The organism is Peribacillus sp. CSMR9, assembly GCF_033141925.1.
Lineage (GTDB): Bacteria > Bacillota > Bacilli > Bacillales > DSM-1321 > Peribacillus > Peribacillus simplex_A.
In genome coordinates, this window is the sequence record NZ_JAOPHO010000066.1 from 1 (window position 1) to 19,051 (window position 19,051).

General features: G+C 39.1%; 21 protein-coding genes, 2 pseudogenes and 1 riboswitch. Of the genes and pseudogenes, 7 read left to right on the top strand and 16 right to left on the bottom strand.

Translation table 11 applies throughout. The annotated features are described in order from the left end of the window. Nucleotides 1–203 precede the first annotated feature (203 nt). The 4 genes from N9I19_RS20430 to N9I19_RS20445 form a co-directional block, all read right to left on the bottom strand. On the bottom strand, nucleotides 204–467 hold the full coding sequence (locus N9I19_RS20430; RefSeq protein WP_283896419.1) for a metal-sensitive transcriptional regulator: 264 nt from the start codon (nucleotides 465–467) through the stop codon (nucleotides 204–206). A gap of 171 nt (nucleotides 468–638) precedes the next feature. After that, entirely contained in the window at nucleotides 639–1,082 is a 444-nt protein-coding gene (locus tag N9I19_RS20435) for an SRPBCC family protein (protein WP_309518871.1), read from the bottom strand. A gap of 518 nt (nucleotides 1,083–1,600) precedes the next feature. After that, on the bottom strand, nucleotides 1,601–3,031 hold the full coding sequence (aspA, locus tag N9I19_RS20440; protein WP_317778818.1) for an aspartate ammonia-lyase: 1,431 nt from the start codon (nucleotides 3,029–3,031) through the stop codon (nucleotides 1,601–1,603). A 23-nt stretch (nucleotides 3,032–3,054) separates the two neighbouring features. Continuing rightward, nucleotides 3,055–4,044: an asparaginase gene (locus N9I19_RS20445; protein ID WP_317778827.1), complete on the bottom strand. Its 990-nt coding sequence runs from the start codon at nucleotides 4,042–4,044 to the stop codon at nucleotides 3,055–3,057. Nucleotides 4,045–4,274: 230 nt separating this feature from the next. On the opposite strand from N9I19_RS20445, the gene N9I19_RS20450 reads away from it, so the two are divergent. Beyond that, entirely contained in the window at nucleotides 4,275–4,679 is a 405-nt protein-coding gene (locus tag N9I19_RS20450; protein WP_317778819.1) for a helix-turn-helix domain-containing protein, read from the top strand. 623 nt (nucleotides 4,680–5,302) lie between these two features. Here N9I19_RS20450 and N9I19_RS20455 read toward each other — a convergent pair. Continuing rightward, nucleotides 5,303–5,470, bottom strand: coding sequence for a hypothetical protein (locus N9I19_RS20455; RefSeq protein WP_162878727.1), 168 nt, complete (start codon nucleotides 5,468–5,470; stop codon nucleotides 5,303–5,305). Between the two features lie 556 nt (nucleotides 5,471–6,026). Between N9I19_RS20455 and N9I19_RS20460 the strand changes: the two are divergent. Together N9I19_RS20460 and N9I19_RS20465 are read left to right on the top strand one after the other, a co-directional pair. After that, nucleotides 6,027–7,050, top strand: a pseudogene (locus tag N9I19_RS20460) (IS1595 family transposase). Nucleotides 7,051–7,200: 150 nt separating this feature from the next. Next, the gene (locus N9I19_RS20465) at nucleotides 7,201–7,695 is read left to right on the top strand and encodes a DinB family protein (protein WP_317778820.1); all 495 of its coding nucleotides are present in this window, start codon (nucleotides 7,201–7,203) and stop codon (nucleotides 7,693–7,695) included. Nucleotides 7,696–7,867: 172 nt separating this feature from the next. Here N9I19_RS20465 and mmuM read toward each other — a convergent pair whose 3' ends face one another. From mmuM to N9I19_RS20495, 6 genes are all read right to left on the bottom strand, one after another. Beyond that, on the bottom strand, nucleotides 7,868–8,830 hold the full coding sequence (gene mmuM, locus N9I19_RS20470) for a homocysteine S-methyltransferase (protein WP_081108819.1): 963 nt from the start codon (nucleotides 8,828–8,830) through the stop codon (nucleotides 7,868–7,870). Further along, nucleotides 8,820–10,214, bottom strand: a complete 1,395-nt coding sequence (gene mmuP / locus N9I19_RS20475; protein WP_317778821.1) for an S-methylmethionine permease — start codon at nucleotides 10,212–10,214, stop codon at nucleotides 8,820–8,822. The genes mmuM and mmuP overlap by 11 nt, the downstream gene beginning before the upstream one ends. Nucleotides 10,215–10,296: 82 nt before the next feature. Continuing rightward, nucleotides 10,297–10,399: riboswitch (SAM riboswitch) on the bottom strand. 160 nt (nucleotides 10,400–10,559) lie between these two features. Continuing rightward, nucleotides 10,560–11,168: a flavin reductase family protein gene (locus N9I19_RS20480; RefSeq protein ID WP_125161363.1), complete on the bottom strand. Its 609-nt coding sequence runs from the start codon at nucleotides 11,166–11,168 to the stop codon at nucleotides 10,560–10,562. A gap of 18 nt (nucleotides 11,169–11,186) precedes the next feature. After that, on the bottom strand, nucleotides 11,187–11,795 hold the full coding sequence (locus N9I19_RS20485; protein ID WP_317778828.1) for an alpha/beta hydrolase: 609 nt from the start codon (nucleotides 11,793–11,795) through the stop codon (nucleotides 11,187–11,189). Then, nucleotides 11,795–12,742 (bottom strand): ring-cleaving dioxygenase, encoded by a 948-nt coding sequence (locus tag N9I19_RS20490; protein WP_317778822.1) that lies wholly within the window; start codon nucleotides 12,740–12,742, stop codon nucleotides 11,795–11,797. The genes N9I19_RS20485 and N9I19_RS20490 overlap by 1 nt, the downstream gene beginning before the upstream one ends. Nucleotides 12,743–12,766: 24 nt before the next feature. After that, nucleotides 12,767–13,744, bottom strand: coding sequence for a ring-cleaving dioxygenase (locus tag N9I19_RS20495; RefSeq protein ID WP_317778823.1), 978 nt, complete (start codon nucleotides 13,742–13,744; stop codon nucleotides 12,767–12,769). A 243-nt stretch (nucleotides 13,745–13,987) separates the two neighbouring features. On the opposite strand from N9I19_RS20495, the pseudogene N9I19_RS20500 reads away from it, so the two are divergent. Continuing rightward, a pseudogene (locus N9I19_RS20500) lies at nucleotides 13,988–14,576 on the top strand (nitroreductase family protein). Between the two features lie 189 nt (nucleotides 14,577–14,765). Here N9I19_RS20500 and N9I19_RS20505 read toward each other — a convergent pair. From N9I19_RS20505 to N9I19_RS20515, 3 genes are read right to left on the bottom strand one after another with little or no spacing between them, the layout of a single operon-like run. Beyond that, the gene (locus N9I19_RS20505) at nucleotides 14,766–15,818 is read right to left on the bottom strand and encodes an alpha/beta fold hydrolase (protein WP_317778824.1); all 1,053 of its coding nucleotides are present in this window, start codon (nucleotides 15,816–15,818) and stop codon (nucleotides 14,766–14,768) included. Further along, complete coding sequence (locus N9I19_RS20510; RefSeq protein ID WP_317778825.1) at nucleotides 15,811–16,302, bottom strand: hypothetical protein; 492 nt, start codon at nucleotides 16,300–16,302, stop codon at nucleotides 15,811–15,813. Before N9I19_RS20510 ends, N9I19_RS20505 begins: the two co-directional genes overlap by 8 nt. 28 nt (nucleotides 16,303–16,330) lie before the next feature. Beyond that, a complete protein-coding gene (locus N9I19_RS20515) occupies nucleotides 16,331–17,092 on the bottom strand; it encodes an SDR family oxidoreductase (RefSeq protein ID WP_317778829.1) in 762 nt (253 codons plus the stop codon). 294 nt (nucleotides 17,093–17,386) lie between these two features. On the opposite strand from N9I19_RS20515, the gene N9I19_RS20520 reads away from it, so the two are divergent. Continuing rightward, nucleotides 17,387–17,842, top strand: coding sequence for an OsmC family protein (locus tag N9I19_RS20520; RefSeq protein WP_317778826.1), 456 nt, complete (start codon nucleotides 17,387–17,389; stop codon nucleotides 17,840–17,842). Nucleotides 17,843–17,888: 46 nt separating this feature from the next. On the opposite strand, the gene N9I19_RS20525 is transcribed toward N9I19_RS20520, so the two are convergent. Further along, nucleotides 17,889–18,140 (bottom strand): YkuS family protein, encoded by a 252-nt coding sequence (locus N9I19_RS20525; RefSeq protein WP_061463471.1) that lies wholly within the window; start codon nucleotides 18,138–18,140, stop codon nucleotides 17,889–17,891. A 98-nt stretch (nucleotides 18,141–18,238) separates the two neighbouring features. Here N9I19_RS20525 and N9I19_RS20530 point away from each other — a divergent pair, with 98 nt between their 5' ends. Next, entirely contained in the window at nucleotides 18,239–18,373 is a 135-nt protein-coding gene (locus tag N9I19_RS20530) for a YuzL family protein (RefSeq protein WP_089363323.1), read from the top strand. A 124-nt stretch (nucleotides 18,374–18,497) separates the two neighbouring features. Here N9I19_RS20530 and N9I19_RS20535 read toward each other — a convergent pair whose 3' ends face one another. Then, on the bottom strand, nucleotides 18,498–18,662 hold the full coding sequence (locus tag N9I19_RS20535; protein ID WP_185147890.1) for a hypothetical protein: 165 nt from the start codon (nucleotides 18,660–18,662) through the stop codon (nucleotides 18,498–18,500). Between the two features lie 96 nt (nucleotides 18,663–18,758). On the opposite strand from N9I19_RS20535, the gene N9I19_RS20540 reads away from it, so the two are divergent. Next, entirely contained in the window at nucleotides 18,759–18,950 is a 192-nt protein-coding gene (locus N9I19_RS20540) for a hypothetical protein (RefSeq protein WP_284470549.1), read from the top strand. Nucleotides 18,951–19,051 lie beyond the last annotated feature (101 nt).

The window sequence follows — 19,051 nt, forward strand, 5'->3', positions numbered from 1 at the left end:
AAAAAAGGTAGATTTCCTCAGAATAAACTGAGAAAATCTACCTCTATTGGCCCGAAGGGACTTTTTCAGTGCCCTCCTTCCTGTAGAGGCCCATTTTAAAAAAATCCATCCACCCTGGACACTAGAATTTCTCAGATTGGACAGATTGTTTTCAATCATTGTCTTAAAAATTCAAATTCAACAATAACAATAAATATAATTGCTTATCGGCTTTTCACTAATAAATTCACAGCTTCTTTCACTAGCTCTTCGGGATTCTTTTCTCCGGTTTCATTAGCCTCCCGGACGCATTCTACAAGATTTGAACTTACTATTACACCTATTGTCCTATCGATTGCAGATCTTGTGGCAGATAACTGCGTTACTACATCTCTGCAATCTTTGTTTTCCTCCATCATTTTCAATATCCCACGAAGCTGTCCTTCTATTCGCTTCACTCTATTTTTAACCTGCTTATCATATTCCATGTGAGGCCTCCTACCCTGCCCATTACTTATGAATCTTATCCAGACATCCATCATAAAACCTATTCAGGTGAAATGAAGGATTGATAAAAATCTTACAATTTATAATACATACCACTTAGGTATAATTGTCAAGTGCCAATGTTCATTAATGATAGCTGCAATTTGTAATTTCTATTTTTGTACTAGGAGACTTTGCGCAACTGCCTCAGAAAACTCGATCGTCATTTGGGGAACGTAGGTTTTTAACAAAGCATTGACGATAGGGGCTTTGGCTCCTTTTGCCGAAATCGCCAGGCATCCAGTCATTTTAGTCTGTCCAACTCCGTACTGTTCTGCTAAAAAATAGCCATGGCCATCAAATTTTTCATTTAATCCCTTAAGTTTAAATGTTACCTTTTCGGGTTCAATCCATTCCAATATATTCACTTCAAGTTTTACTTTCTTCTTCATTAATCCCAAATCGCTTTTAAACTCCCAAATGAGTGTCCAATCATTTATCATCTCATGATTGATATATCCCGGGACAAGAGGTGCCCAACGATCTATACTACTTACAAATCCCCATACCGTTTTTATTGAAACAGGTAAAACGATACTATGCACACCTTCTGACAAAGCAGTTCCCCCCTTAATCATTCTATTTACATCTTTTTAATGTATGGCTGAATCATATTGAATAGAACGGTAAGCTCAGGTTCTTAAACAAAATTCTCCTTGTGGTAAGAAACCATTTAAAGATACTAACAGCAAAGGATCGCTCCTCTGCAATAAAGGGACGATCTTTTTTTGTCGTGTTCCTTATCATGCTTTAACAGGACCTTTTAAACAAAAAGGCTGCTATTTTGACTGACTGGCTTATTTGAATATTTAAGAGGATCTGTAGCGGCTAATGCTATTAGATATATTCTAAGGGCGATGGATTTTTTATAAATAGTTCCCCCCTCCATGATTAGATCGAAGGTCAAAAATAATTGAATATTCAGTTATCAATATTTACAGGCAGTTGACGGATGGTTGAACATTTCATAAAGGAATGTATATAATTAATGACTATGCCTTTATACCAACGGTCCTAAAGGCATAGTCATTACATCAAAAATCATATAGATTAATGTTTTCTACTAATTTACTGGTTATTGCCGATCAAAAAGAGAAGCTCCCGCTATACCGGGTTTTGTCATCTCATAAGGATTTAGAATCAGGTCCAGTTCTTCTTCTGTTAACACATCATACTGTAAACAAAGTTCACGAACTGATTTCCCCTTTAAAATCGCTTCACGCGCAATACGTGAAACCACTTCGTAACCAAGGTGCGGGTTGACTGCTGTAATCACACCAACACTTTGTTCAACATAATCTTTTAAATGTTGCTCATTCGCTTCAATACCTTCTAAACAATAATCTGTAAAGACATTGAATGCATTATTCATTATGCTAATAGATTGTAGTAAATTGAATACAAGCACTGGCTCCATTACGTTCAATTCTAATTGCCCTGCTTCTGAAGCTAAGCATATTGTATTATCGTTCCCGATCACTTGGAAAGCAACTTGATTAATTAATTCTGGCATTACTGGATTTACTTTTCCGGGCATAATCGATGAACCTGGTTGACGTGCTGGAAGTGTGATTTCTCCTAATCCCGCTCTTGGTCCTGAAGCCATCAAACGTAAATCATTAGCAATTTTAGACATATTCATCATGCATACTTTCAATGAAGCTGACACTTCAGTATAGGCATCCGTATTTTGTGTTGCATCTACTAAATGTTCTGCTCCTACAAGTGGCAATTCACTGATTTCAGCTAAATACTTAACAACATTTTCAATGTAGCGCGGATCTGCATTTAATCCCGTTCCAACTGCTGTTGCTCCCATATTCACTTCATATAAATGTTGACGTGATTGACTAATTCTTTTGATATCCCGCTCTAATACGCGACTATAGGCCTCAAATTCTTGACCGAGACGAATTGGCACTGCATCCTGAAGATGTGTGCGTCCCATTTTGATAACATGATCAAATTGTTTTGCTTTATTCTTTAGGACCGTACTCATCTTTGTCATTGTTTGTATCAATTGCTCTAATAGTCGTAGTGTTGATAAATGAATGGCAGTTGGAAATACGTCATTTGTTGATTGCGACATGTTAACGTGGCTGTTTGGACTAACATGTGCATAATCACCTTTGTTGTGTCCCATAAGTTCTAACGCACGGTTGGCAACGATTTCATTGATGTTCATATTCATCGATGTACCCGCGCCGCCTTGAATTGGGTCAACGATGAAATATTCATGCCACTTTCCATCGATCACTTCATCTGAAGCTTTAACGATAGCGCTTCCAATACCTTCATATAACCGTTTCGTGTCCATATTCGCTAAAGCGGCTGCTTTTTTAATCATAGCAAGTGCACGAATCATTTCTTCATTAACTTTGTAACCGGTAATCGGAAAATTTTCTACAGCTCGTAAAGTTTGTATCCCATAATAAACATCTGCTGGAATTTCCTTTTCCCCAAGAAAGTCTTTTTCAATTCGGTATGTTTTTTCATCTATTAACATTTCCTCTTGCCCCTTTGTATGTTCTAGAATGTAATGTCCTCTGCAATCGGTGTTTCCATCATTTCCTTCACCTTTTTGGGTTCCTGTGTCTTTGCTAATACCCACATCAACTTAGGAACGATGGCTTCTGTATTCATATTTCTCGAACGAATGATGACATTCTTATTTACTTTTCGTCCCACTTCGTATATATCCATATCCTCCCCTTCTTCTAAACATTGGGTAGTAATGACAACGGATATTCCACATTCGACCAACTCATTCAATTTCTCTAAAATATTTCTTCCTTGAAATGGAATACCGCCGCTTCCATAACTTTCAATAACAATTCCCCGATATTGATTTTTCAGAAAATCAAAGAATTCCGGCTTAATTCCGGGATGCAGCTTAACTAAAGCAACATCAGTACAAAGGGATCCATCTAACTTAGGTTCCTTATTCTTTAGTGAATGAACTGGCTTAAGATACTCAATTTTATCTTCATATATGGAAGCAATATAAGGATAATTAATACTTTCAAAAGAATCATAGCTTTTCGTTCTCAATTTAATGGCCCTAGTACCCTGGATGACTCTACCATCAAAAACTACATATACTCCTCCGATATCTTCACAAGCAAACCGAATCGCATCAGAGATATTTCTTTTGGCATCCGTCTTTTTAAAGGCGATCGGGATTTGAGAACCAGTAATAATTATCGGTTTCCCTAAATCTTGTAACATATATGAGAGCGCAGCTGAAGTGTAAGCCATTGTATCTGTTCCATGGGTGATGACGAAGCCATCGTAATCATGGTAGTGCTCATGGATGGATTTTGCCATTTCTGTCCAATCCTCGGGCTGCATATTCGTACTATCAATATTCATCAAAGGCTTACTATCAATCTGACATTGTAAATCTAATCCCGGTAGGTGGCCTAAAATTTCGTCAGCCTTCATCTCCGGTACCAGTCCATTTTTCCCTTCTAACGAAGCAATTGTACCACCGGTAGTAATCAACATCAACTTCTTAATTTTTGACTTCAACTTCTCCAATATACTACCCCCTATAGAGCCTCCCTGTTTCCCAATCATTCTAAGCATCTCAGAAAGGATGTACTTTGTGAATGTCTATATTACGCGTACACCATATGTAATTATAGTCATGTTCCAGTGTGAAATCAAGGGTAAGTTATTCATTACGCGTACACTTCATTGTAATATGATGTTATAATAGTTTTATATATAAAAGGAGAGTAATAAAGATGATTTTAAATAGATTAACTGCATTAAGGAAGGGCAAAAGGTGGTCTTTACAATATACGGCTGATAGACTCGGAATCGCTAAGAGTACCTATGCAGGTTACGAATCGGGGCACCGCCGCCCTTCATTAGAAACAATTAATTTATTAGCCGGCTTATATGAAACATCCACCGATTACATTCTAGGTAGAGTAGATTATCCATTTTTTCAGTCTGGAAATGTTTCCACAGAGTCCAATCAAGTCATGGAATTAACGGATTTCCCAAACATGGAGCTAGCTGTCGATGGAACCTCTCTTTCTGAAGAAGAAATGATTCAATTTATTGCTTTTATTAGAACTAAGCGAGAATTGGAAGTAAATCGCAATAAACAAAATGAAGCAACAAGACATTGTGCTGAAATCTGATAAGTTGGACTTCTGATATAAATCTCGGCAGCAAATAAACGAAACCTGAGTATAGACTATCATATTCTGTAGCATTAAAAAGGTACGGGCCATACAGCATCAGCGTTCCTTAAAGTTATTCATGTCATTAGTATTTTTGAAGGTTTGGAATTGTTTTCACTATCTCCCTTATAGTTGGGAACTTCCGGAAGAAGGAGGCTATTAAGTTCATGAACTCCATTAAAAAAAATCAGGTAAGTCGTCCTGGTTATGATTAATGTTGAGTTTTCACGTTCGTGACTCTCACCCCAATTAAGAATGAGTAAAAATTACTTACTGGTTTGTAGCTCTTCAATAAAATTTAGTTTTTATTAATTAATAGAAGAAAGTCGTCTTATTCAAAGATCAGATCCAATTTCATATCGATATAAAATGGAACGGAAAGACATATAGCATAAGAAATATCGGTTTAATACTCCGGCTTTTCCTTTTTATTTATTTGCAATGAAAGAAAAAACCATAGCAAAGCTCATGGTTTCCCCTATAACATAGCAATGAAATCTTTAAAAGCGAATTTTTAACGGCATCGGAAGTTGCTTAATCTCACTTTTAATAATGTCCCCACCTACATTCTGCTTCCCTGTTTAAGGCATCTCGTCTTCTTTTTCCCGATTTTTAAAAGCTTCATGTGTGACAATATCCTCAATCTGTTCATACTGTCGGCTGTGTTCCTTCTCTTCGCTTATTCTATTATTAGGTAAATTTCCAGGGTGACCTTTTTCTTTATGATTAAAATTTTTACCACGACTCATACTCATTCTCTCCTTCCTATTCTTGTTTGTTTAGTTTTCCCAAGCAAAAAAAAAATATGATTTAATTTCACTTTTTACTTTTTCGTTAATAACTGCTCATGCTGGGCCGACTTACATAAAGGATGTTTTTCAACGTTGTCACAAAGGATTTCGACTTAAAATGAACATGTGAATCCAAAACATGGCTGCAAAATCAAGTAAGCCCCAGTGTCAGTGAGTTAACTACTGGACCATCAATATTTGTCGAGAACGGCTCCCATCGTAAACTCACAGCAAACCCGGTCAGGACCCGAACAGCATATCTTAGCGATCATTTATATCCCGATCTTACACGCCTTTTTTTAAAGGGACTAGACAAAAATAAGCAAGGCGGCTGGTCCCGGTCTCTTTACATATTACTGAACGAATAAAGAGACCAAAAAGAACAGGTACCGCCTGATAAAGACGCTTCCTGTTCTTTTTGTTTTTGGCTTTGTTAAAGAATAATGTTGTTATTCGATTCGATCGAACATTCGTTCTGTATTGAACTAAAATTACTGAGAGCGAGTGAGTTTTAATGGCGGTAGCGGACATAATTAACCAAATTAGAAATCTAAGCCAAAGAGACCAGCAGCGATTGAAGGAGTTCTTCACAGGGAGTGCGGGAGAAACAGAGTCTGTATTCACTGATGTATCAGAACAGAAAAAACAAGGACGGCTACACCTGCACCCATTGTCAATCCACTAATGTCATTCGCTTCGGTAAATATCAGATAAAAACTACAATCAATACCATTGATTCGTCAAAGATACCGCTGCAAAGAGTGCGGTGAAACATTCACGATATGACGAACACTCCTCTTCACAGAACTCATATGCCTAGTAAATGGCTTCAGTTCATCGAATGTATGATTGAAGGGTATTCCCTTCGGAAATCACAGCTAAACCCATTGTTGCTCATTATGTGACGCTTTTTATTGGAGGCATAAAATTCTAACTGCATTGAAACAGATGGATTTTGAACTTTTCGAAGGCATAGTAGAAAAGAATTAAACCTATTTCCTCTATTCCGAGAAAGGCAAACGGAATATCCAAGTTGGAAAACCAAATTTACGCGGTGGTAGTTCGGAGTTTAGAGGAATAAGTAAGGACCAAGTATGCGTTCTTATAGCCAGAGACCGCCAAAAGAGAACGTTTTCCAAAACAATAGGAAAAGGGCGTATTATAAAAAAAGTTTGGACGAAGCGTTAGGTTCCAAGGGCTATCAATACAAAATGTTCTATGTAAGGATGCTTGGCGGGCGTTTATGACTTATGCCAAAGAAAAAGGAATTGAGCGTCAATCGCTATAAAAGCAAATGGTTGGGAGCGAGTTAAAGGGATTTATCACATCCAGAATGTAAATAGTTATCACAGCCGTTTAAAGAGCTGGATGGAGCGTTTGAATGATGTATCTAGACCATTATTTGAGCTGGTTCCAATTCTTAGACACCATCAAACATATAAAAGACCTTTACGATAACCAAAATGGTTTTAGACAGTTGTTCTTTCTCAGTTAACACAACTTATGATAAACTGACGTTACCAGAATTTTCCGAATAAAAGAACGATCATTGTTCCGTTAAAGGGCCAGTTTAATTGAACAAGGAATTGGCATGACACCTTAATTAGTGAGCTATCTACAACACGCCGCAAATGAATTTTGACCAAAGGGAATATCTATTAAAGGGATTAAATTGGAGGGAATAGAAAATGGATGTAAAGACACTTTTGTTACAACAATGGGCAAGCTGCTTAGATGAAGAAGACTGGTTTCCACCACTAGAAAAAGTGCTAGAGGATATCACTTTTGAACAGGCAATTTGGAAACCAGCTGATCGGGCAATGAATTCCATTTGGGAATTAGTTTGTCATTTACTTTTCTATGAAAAGAGATTTCTGATGCGATTTCTTGGTGAAACAGCGAATGAACCACAGGCAGAAAATAATGAATCTACATTTCGATTACCAACTGAGACGTTAGAAAATTGGAAGGAAACAAAACAAGAATACTTTTATGTTCATCGTGAACTTGGAAAAATACTAGCAAAATCAGAACATGAAGATTTGTATAGACAGATCCCAGGAGAAGATAATTCATTAGTGCTTGAACTGAAGAGTTTAGCAATGCACGACGCATATCATATTGGGCAAATTGTATTCCTTTGTAAAATGCAAGGAGCTTGGGCAGGGAAACGCAGCTTTTAAAAAAGCTTCATTAGCTTTACAGTTATTCCATTATAGGGGGCTTTAATGGAATAAGAACGAGAACGTCCAAATCGGACGTTCCCATATTTTATAGCTGAAAACAACAATACCACTTAACAAAGCCCTGTTTTTTATATAATGATTATTAAAAACAGTTGATATAGGAATAAAGCTATGAGGATACCACTTCGGAAGGTCGCCACTTTCTTGAAATCTCTTCAATATGATGAGGTGCCGTTCTGCAGCATCCTCCGATTAAACGTGCCCCAGCATGGTGCCATTCTTCAGATTTTTGTTCGAGCGTGTTACATGATTCTTGACCATGCCATGTTTTAGTTTGTGGATCATAGGTTTCACCAGAATTCGGATAAACTATAATTGGTTTTTTTGTGTTCGCACTTAACACCTTGATGGCGTCCGTGACAACTGATACTGGTGCACAGTTAATACCGATCGCTGCAATTTGCTCACTGTCCTCAAAGAACTTTGCACAATCCTCCAGCAATGTACCGTCACTTATTGCTTTCTCATTTTTCAAAGAAAAGGATAGCCAAGCATATACTTCTGGATAATCTTTCAATAATGAATTCAATACTTTTGCTTCTTGCAGGGATGGAATCGTTTCAAATGCTAAAAGGTCAGCACCTGCTTCAATCAAAGCTGATATTCTTATTCGATGAAATTCTGCTAAAGTTTCATCTGAAACACCATAGTTTCCTACATATTCTGAACCATCAGCGAGGTAAGCCCCATAGGGTCCTACTGATGCAGAAACCAATGGCTTAGGTCTGTTCGTTTGCGTCTCTTCCTTCCAAAAATCATCTCTCGCTCTTCTTGCGAGAAACACCGTTTTCTGAATTAACTTCAGGGCCTCTTTTTCTTGTATTCCACGCAGGGAGAAACCTTCAACAGTAGCTTGGTAGCTTGCAGTTATCGCACAGTCCGCTCCTGCACGGAAATAGTCAGTGTGAACCCGATAAATCACCTCTGGATTTTCAAGTAATACACGGGCAGACCACAGCGGATCGTCCAAATCACACCCATACCGCTCAAGCTCTGTAGCTAAAGCTCCGTCCAGAATCATGACTGAATGTTCTCGTAAAATAGCGTCAATTGGGTTAATTTTATTCTTCAAGATCTACGCCTCTTTTCTTTGAAGTTTGTGTTACATAATAACTTCCATAGCAAAACAAAATAAATGGAATACCACAATAAAGCGCAATCCGTTGTGTAGGATCAAATGCAATTCCTATACAAGAAGCAAGACAAAGCATGAAAGAAATGATTGGTACAAGCGGATATAATGGTGTACGATAAGCCAAGTCATTTACTGAATTTCCTTCTCTTATAAATCGTCTCCGAAATAGGAACTGTGAAGCGCTAATACTCATCCAAACTACAACCACGGCCAGACCCGAAATGGACACAAGCACTATATATACAGTATCCGGTGCAATAACACTAGAGAACAGGGCTAAACCACCGCCCAACATACTGAAAATGACTGAATATATCGGAACACCTCGTTTTGTTAATATTGCGAATATTGGTGATATGGTTTTCTTATCTGCAAGTGACCAAAGCATTCTGGAAGAGGCATATAGACCTGAGTTTGCAGCAGACAAAATGGCAGTTAAAATAACAAAGTTCATAATATCCGCTGCATACGGCACTCCAATTCGTTCAAGAACGGCCACAAAGGGGCTTTCTAATACGCCTGCATCCGAAATAGGCAATAATGCGGATAATACAACGATGGTTCCTACAAAAAAGATAATCAATCTCCACAATGTCAGACGAATTGCCTTTGGTATCGTTTTTTCTGGATTCACAGTTTCTCCAGCTGCAATTCCGATTAATTCAGTTCCAGAAAATGCAAAATTCACTGCAAGCATCGTCATGATAATGGCAAAAGCACCATTAGGAAATAACCCTGCACTTATAAAATTGGAATATAGCGGTGCTGATTGAGAGTTAGTCATTGGAATATAACCTACCATTGCAGCAACTCCCAAAATAATAAATATCACGATCGCAATTACCTTTATTGACGCAAACCAAAATTCAGATTCAGCGAAAAACTTGACAGTCAGCGCATTTAATACAAAAACCAAAATGGCAAATAGAGCACTCCAAATCCAGACATTGATTGATGGATACCATCTCTGCATCAACAATCCAGCGGCCGTGAATTCCGAACCTAGTGCAACAGTCCAAGTTAGCCAATACAACCAGGCTACTGTATACCCTGTCCCAGGTCCAATGTATTTGGCTGCATAGCTATGAAACGCACCTGTCTCGGGCATATGTACTGCCAGTTCACCTAAACATAGCATGACCAGATAAACCACTAGTGCCCCTATCAGATACGAAAGGATAGTGCCAAACGGGCCAGCCTGTTGAATCGTATAACCCGTACTTAAGAATAAACCAGTTCCAATCACCCCCCCAAGCGATAGCATGATTAAATGCCGTGCTTTCATTTCCCGTTGAAATTCATGCTTCCTTTTGTTCTCCATTCATACTCCCCTTCATCCTGCATCCAGAAAAAACGAAAACGCACTCTAATAAGAGTGCGTTACTGACAAATAAAAACGTAGGGTCTCATCTATCAGGGTTTCACCCCCTGGAATTAGCACAGTGTCGTAGTAGACCTGTTGCTGAGGTTTCATTGGGCCAGTCCCTCCACCTCTCTGGATAAGAAATTTATTTTTTTATTACTTTATCAATCTATGAAAAAATTGTCAAGTATTTGTTTTGGATTGTAAAGACTTACTTTTTTGCGGGCAAGTCGCTCAAGACTTGGAGATAACGGAAGATAGAAAAAAAAAGACGACATCTTTTTAAAGGTGTCGCCACAATTCTTAAGGACGTTCCAATTCAAATAATTCTCCTAGTTTTGTATAAGTATGACCCGCTAATCTTGCGACAGGTTTTAGCCCATTCTGGTCTATTCGGCCATTATGGTAAATATCTTGCTCTATATGATAGCAGACTATTTTCCCTATCAATAAATCACAACCGGGTTTATTCTGGGAACCTGCCAATGGTATCGCATGCTCTAATATGCACTCAAAGCGTACCTTTGCTTCTTGCAATCCTGGTACGGATACCTTATCACTGACAGCTGGCGTGAAATTGGTAAGACCCAATTCACTTTCGTCAGATGGGAGTTCCTTCGCCGTTCGATTTGCATCAGCTACATTATTCTCATCAGTGATATGAACAACGAATTCACCTGTTTGAATTGCATTTCGAGCCGTGTCCTTTGAAACTCCTTCTTTCCGTTGAACAGAAATGGAAATCATTGGAGGATTCGAACTGACTATGTTAAAAAAGCTGAACGGCGCTATATTGATTGTACCGGTTTCGGATTGTGTCGTAACCAAGGCTATAGGTCTCGGTATAATGCTTCCGGTCAAAAACTTATAATTATCCCGTTCAGTAAGACTTTCAGGATTAACAGAAATCATCTTCATTCCCTCTCATTCTTATAAAAAGTTCTTTTGAAACCATGAACCCGCTGCCTCAACCTCTGAACGTGTTAACTGATGACCGTAATTTCCCCATTGAACATCCACTGTAGCACCAGCTTGCAGTAAAAGTTGATTAAGTTCATCAGTTTCTGCTGCCGGGCAAATCGGATCGTTTTTACCTGCAGCAATAAATACAGGTATATCCGAAAGGGACGGCAAAGCAATCCCTCTTCTAGGCACCATGGGATGATGAAGAATCGCTCCTTGTAATGCCACTTCGAAATGGAACAGCAAACTTGCCGCTATATTTGCACCATTGGAATAACCTAATGCTACCACTCTTTCACGGTCGAAGTCATATTTTTTGGACGCTGATTCCAAGAAGTCATAAAGCTCCTTCGTACGAAAGATCAAATCTTCTTCATCAAAAACCCCTTCGGATAACCGGCGGAAAAAACGGGGCATTCCGTTTTCAAGTACATTTCCCCGTACGCTCAATACAGATGATCCCGGTGAAACCATTTCCGCTAATGGCAAGAGATCTGTTTCCGTTCCTCCAGTGCCATGTAAAAGCAAAAGCAATGGCGCTTCTGGATTACTTCCTTTTTGAAAAATATGCTTCATCATTTATCCTCCTCCAGTACTCTCGGCACTGCCGGCAGTAACGTTTTCTCCATGATTCCCCTTTTTTCTTCCAGCCATGGCGGCAGCATTAATTTACTACCCATCGTTTCCTTCGTTTCATCATGAGCGAAGCCAGGTGGATCTGTGGCAACTTCAAAAAGTATACCTCCATCTTCCCTGAAATAAATGGCATCGAAGTATTGACGGTCTGTAAAGGGTGTCACACCATAGCCATGGTTGGCGATATGCTCTCTCCATTCTTTATGATCTTCATTATCGATTGCACGCCATGCAAGATGATGGACAGTTCCCACTCCGATGTTCCCATTTTGCAAAACCGTTTTTTTAACATCTATCAAATTTCCGATGTCCGATGTGGATTTGAAGCGGATGTAATCGCCCTCTTCCCCAATTTTTTGCAGGCCCATCACTTTCTCTAATAGTTCCATCGTTTTGATCGGTTTTGACGTCAATAATACGGCACCGCCGAATCCCTTGACCGCCTTGGAAGCTGGTACACCGCCGAATGACCATTCGCTATTTTTCCCTTCTTTACGCTCAACCAGTTCAAGTTGCAAACCATGGGGATCTTGAAATTCCAGATATTCCTCTCCAAAACGTGAAACTTTCTCGAATACTATATTAAACCTGTTCAACCGCATTTCCCAGAAATCCATTGAACCTTCCGGAACCGCATATGTTGTAATCCCCACTTGTCCAGAGCCAATTTTCCCTTGGTATGCCGCAGGCCAAGGAAAGAAAGTGATGATGGTCCCTGGTGAACCTGATTCATCCCCAAAATATAAATGATAGGTTCCTGGGTCATCAAAATTGACGGTTTTCTTGACCATGCGCATTCCCAATACTCCAGCATAAAAATCCACATTCTCTTGAGGATTGCCTACAATTGCTGTTATATGATGTATTCCCGCGGTTTTCTTTTGCATGCCGATTACTTCCTTTCCCGGTGATTAATTTGTTGATTTTGTATTCAGCGGTTTTAAATTCGATTCAATATCCTGTCTTTTCGATTCTAAAAAAGGTGGTAAGGCAAGGTTTTCACCTAGGTGCTGCTCTGCTTCATCCACAGTAAAACCAGGCCCATCTGTCGCTAGTTCAAATAAGATGCCATTCGGCTCCCTGAAATAGAGGGAACGAAAATAAAAGCGGTCTACATAACCCGAGTTCACAAAATTCGATTCACTAATTTTTTCTATCCATTTTCTCAGTTCCCCTTCATTATCCACCCGAAAGGCAACATGGTGCACTCCGCCCCTCCCCAATCGTTCTCGAGGGATGTCCTTCCTTTCTTCAATATGGATTTCCGCTCCTGTTCCACCCTCACCTGTCTCGTAAACGACAATCGGATTTTGCCCCCTTAAAGAAGATGGGTATGTTCCTGATTTCCGGAATCCCAACACCTCCGTTAGAACGCTTTGTGTCTGGTCAATATTGGGTACGGTGAGTTTTACTGGTCCTAATCCAATGATGGAAAACTCTTGCGGTACCGGGCTTCCATCCCATGGTACACCTGCTTGAATTCCGTTACTACCCTGATCGGAAACCAGAAGAAGCCTTTGCCCCTCAGGATCTTTAAAAGAAAGCACCTTTCTTTTAAAACGGGTCGATATTTCATCATGCTCAACATTGCATTCTACAAACCGTTTTTTCCAATATTCAAGTGCTCTATCATCCCTAACCCTTAAAGAAATTTCTGAAATGCTATTGTTTCCTTCGTGAGTGCGGGCGGCATTGGGAATTTCAAAAAACGTCAGTTCTGTACCCGGTGACCCAATTTGATCTCCATAAAATAAGTGATACACACGAACATCATCTTGATTCACCGTTTTTTTGATTAATCGCATCCCTAACACTTTCGTATAGAATTCAAAGTTGTTTCCCGCTTTAGCTGTAATCGCTGAAACATGATGTAATCCTTTTAATTCCATCTGTACCACTCCTATCTTTATAAATCTCCCCTTACGGAGATGAATTATCCGAAAATAATATCTCGAATCCGAGATATTTAACTAGAGGTAAATTACTTTTAATAAAAATATCTTGATTTAAAGATAAATGATAGTGATTTATTTGTCAACCTTTCTTTCATTTAAATATTTCACCCGCATTCACTTATAATAAAATATTAAAACCAGGTCAAAATAAGTCGGTATAATTAATGGAGGTGTGATATGGCTACAGATTTTTTATGCTCAATTGAAGATAGGCGCTCTTATTATTCCCTTAGCAAGGTAAGTGTTGTATCTGATAAAAGGATTAAAGAAGTTATCGATCATGCCGTTTAACATTCCCCTTCCGCTTTCGACTCCCAAAGTGCAAGAGTGATTGTTTTAAGTAGTCAAAGCCACGACCAAATATGGGATATCACGAGAGAAACATTACGAAAAACCGCCGGGGACAAAGATTTTGGAAAAACGGTAGAAAAAAAGAAGTCATTTAAAAATGGTTATGGTATGGTTTTATTCTTTTAAGACCAAGCCATTATTGATGGGCTTCAAGAACAATTCAAAACGTATGCCGATAACTTTCCGATTTGGTCGAACCAATCATCTGGCATTTTACAATTTGCGTATGGACTTCATTGGAAATCGAGGGGTTTTGTGCAAGCCTTCAGCATTATAATCCCTTAATCGATGAAGAAGTGAAGAAGGCATGGGATATTCCTCGGGAATGGAAACCCATCGCACATATGCCCTTTGGAAACCCACTGCAGAACCTGGGGATAAAGAATTCTCACCTCTTGAAGAACGGGTAAAATAGTATCGATAATACAATAACGGGCTGGCTCTATTTGCCGAGCCAGCCCTTTCATTTATCACTTTAATAATCCGGTAATGTTGCAAAGAATTTTGAAAATATCAGTGATGCAAAGCCTATATACGCCAAAACCGGCATGATTTTAATATACTCACTGTCGTTCAATACGTACATTTCACTTCCCCCAGTAACTTATTTAATTGGTGAAGAACGCCCCGGTAGCCATTCCTTCAAATAATATGGGAGTTTAGCTGAATATTGTTTGGATGCATGTCCACTTTTCAGTAGTCTGTATGTCTTATCCTTACATGTTAGATGCTCCATTACCGGATAAATCATCTCCTGAGGGACCAAACGATCATACTTATTTGCTGTGACCAAAACACTAGCATCAATTTTCGAAAGCTTCGCCTTTTTCCCCCTAACCTTAAAACCACCATTAACCAAGCGATTTTTCATCAAAAGATCCTTCGTTATTTGTTTTGCAGCTGCTCCGGATAATGGCACATGCCCATTGGTCCACGCGTTGAAACGGCGCCAATTTTGAACGTATTCAACATCATCCGCTTTATTCAATAAAGATAAATAGGGTGATATATATATAGGAGATGTAATTAAACGGATTCCATATTTAACTGCACTTGCTGGGATCGTTTGATAAATATCAATCGTCTCGTCAAAATCCACGGTCCCTTCTTTTAATGCTTCCTGCCATTGATCAAAAAATTCTGAGGCGCTGAAATCTACCGGTGTAACGGAGAGGATCAAATTCTTGATCGGCTCGTCGGCAATGGCAGCATATATTGCGGCTAACGTACCGCCGAGACAAAACCCCATAACTGTAATTTCTGATGCTCCAGAGTGACGTAATGCACGCTGCACTCCTTTTTGAATATAATCGACGATATAATCTTCGATCGATATCTCGCCATCTTCAAAACCCGGGCTTCCGAAATCAAGCAAATATACATCAAAACCTTCATTTACAAAAGATTCTATTAAACTATTCCCTGGGGACAAATCAAGAATCAATGGAGTATTGATTAGTGAATATATAAGAAAAACCGGCACATCATATTTTTTTTGTGCCGACGGATAATACCAGAGCGTTGATTTGTTTTTTTTCCACACCTCTTTTTTCGACGTCAGACCCATTTCAGGCATAGGCTGATTGGGAATATCCAAAAAATGTTTCCATTTAGATATGGGTTCGGACTGATTTTTCGGCACTTTCCGTTTAGACATTTGAATTCCCCTGTCCAAATGAATCGAATTTAGGCAACTGTGCACTTAATAATAAGGACTCATTCATAAAATCCGCTAACCTTTTTTTACTCCCTTCTATTTCATTGGATTCCCATCCTGATTTCTTTAACTTTTTACGCGATGAATAAGCATTCCGTTTATTACGAAATGAAGAATTCCCTCTGACATTCCCGTCCCTATCCATAAGTAACTCTTCTAACCTATCAATTTTTTCTTCGAGCTGGATGACTAATTTTGCAAGACTCGCTACATCTTTTTTTGTTGGGTAATTCATGATGATGGACAATCTTTCTGAGGCTTCCTGCATCCTATTTATTTTTGGAATCTGCAATTGTGCATTGTCGCTTACTGTTTCAATTAATTCCCGGTTATTCAGCAGATTTTGAAATTTGTGATTCAGCTCTTGCTCTTTTTGTACTCCTAGTAGTTTAAGCCCTTTATAAAAATTTGATTCCTTAGCCATATATATCTTTCCTTCCTTTCTCCTCCATTTATACTAATGCCGATGTTCCCCCGTCAACGATCAAAACATGACCAACCATATAGTCAGAAGCCTGTGAGGCTAAAAATACGGCGGCTCCCTTTAAATCATCTTCATTGCCAAACCTGCGAGCCGGTGTATTACCTAATATGTCATAATTGGATTTCTCAAGAATTCCCTTTGTGATTTTGGTCGGGAAAAATCCAGGTGCTATCGCATTGACCTGGATGCCGTATCTTGCAAGTTTAACTCCTAAATCTTTAGTCATTGTAATGACGGCACCCTTACTGGTGTTATAAGCTATGGTATCCAATACCTCAGGAAACGTACCGCCAAGACCTGTCACGGATGCGATATTAATGATTTTTCCGGAATTTTGCTGTATCATAACCTTCGCTACAGCCTGTGAAAACAAGAATGTACCTGTAACATTTACATTCAATACTTTTTCCCACTTATCCTTGGGAAGATCCACAAATGGACCTGACCAGGACGTGCCGCTATTATTGACGAGAATATCAATCGTACCGAATTGAGCAACCGTTTCCTGTACCACAAGATCAATGTCACTCTCATTCGTTATATCACATTCAAAGGCAATGGCATTAACACCCATTGATTGCAAGTGTTCACATACTTCCTTACATACAGGAAGATTTCGTGAAGCAATGGCTATATTAGCGCCAGCCTCCCCCAAAGCCATAGCAATCTGTTTGCCCAATCCTCTTCCGCCTCCGGTAATGATTGCCGTTTTATTAGTCAAATCGAACATATTGCTCAATGTAGTCAACTTTTCAGCCCTTCCGTAATGAATTATTATTTATATAGAACTATCTATATCATTATAGAAAAGCCTATCCAATATTGTGCTTAAAATAGCCTAATGCCTCTGCCTTTTGTTTTACCAAACTTTTAATGGGCCGATTCCTTTAGATTATTCGGCAGGTTTTTATGTCCCAATCGGTGATAATTAGACCGAACGGGCACTTTATTCGGCCGATTGAGCAAAATCGAATACTTGACCTATTTAATCGTTTACACTAGAGAATAGTAAGGAGGTTTTAAAATGACCATACATCACTTTCATTTAACCGCAGAATGGCCCGGCGGCAGAAATGATATCGGCATTATTCAATCAGGGAATCTTCAAACACAGATAAGTATCCCTACGGAAATGGAGGGGCCAGGGATCGGCACAAATCCCGATGAAATGCTGCTTGGAGCGGCCTCGACCTGCTATATCATTACCTTTGCTGCCATGTTAGAGCGAGCCCATATAAAAAAGGCCAGCTTGACCATGCAATCGGAAGCCATAGTGGATGTTACGAATGGTGTATTCACCTACAAGAAGATCATTCATCGCCCTACACTTGTATTAGCACCGGATACATCTGAAAAAGCGGCTGAAAAGGCGAGGAAGCTTGCTGAAAAAGCTGAAGCTTCTTGTATGATTTCAAGAGCGATCAAAGGTAATGTAGCTATGGAATTGAACGCGGCAATTTCCATTGCACAACATCCTTAAACAGGAAAAAAGTGCCTAAACCGGTAAAGGTTAGGCACTTTTTGAACTATTGAATTGCGTTCACTTTATTTTCAACCTCGCGGCACACTTCATCAGCCGATAAACCATTTGCCTCAATGATAGACGCTTTCAATGAAGTATCACTAATTCCCATCACATTAGTATCCAATCCTGTTACCACACAACAATCCACGTTTTTAGCGTCAGCTTCTTGTTTAATCTCCACAACATCAAAACCTTTTTCACGAAGTGCTTCCTGAATATTCGTTAATGATTCTTCAACACCGATTTTTGACATCAACACACACCTCCTCTTCTTTCTAACCTGTCCTTTTCACCTTCAATATATGTATAGGATGCAAAGGAAATAGGGAAAGTAATATCGAGGTGATAAACATGAATGGAAAACACAAGAAAGATGCATCACAAACCCGTTTAGGTTCTTCTCAGGTTGAGGGGCAAGGTACCACTACAAAAGAAACCGGGTCCTTCACTCAACCATCTTCACTTAAAAAGCAAAAGCGTTCATGATCAAAATGAATCCCATCATGGAATTCCACTTTCATTTTGGACAAAAAACGCTTGGTTTAACCGCCAAGCGTTTTCCCACTGCATAATCCAATGTTAATTGTACCGCACCCAGGAAGCTCTTTTCTTATATATTTTGTTTCCTGATTTCCCGTTGGATTTTTAAATCATTCAATTGATCCCCATCAATGGTTTTTGAACCCACTTTTGCTTTTTCTGCTTCATCCTGGTTAAAATCACTTGCCTTTAAATTATTATTGGGAGCGGCTTGTTCGTTCCATTTGGTCATCATGATCTCCTCCTCATTCCTTTTATCTTTCCCAAACCAAAGAATATTCATGAATACACCACATCATTTATTGCAAAAATACTAATGGAGGTGGTTTTATTGGAACCAAACAAACCCGGCAATAAGAATGCACCGGATTTTAAAGAGCTGAACGACCGTATCATCAGGGAACCATCACAGAGTCCCCGTTTAGTCATCAAAACAAATTTGGATGCAAAGAATGTAAATGATGAGAACCCCTATTCCGATAGAATCAACAGTGATGGATTTGCTGATTTTTTTGAGGAATAAAACAAAACCGGCTTAATAAGCCGGTTTCAGTTTGTAGACAAAAGGGGTTCGGAATTAAAAAATTCCGAACCCCTTTTTGAGATTCCCTTTGAATTTTTGCC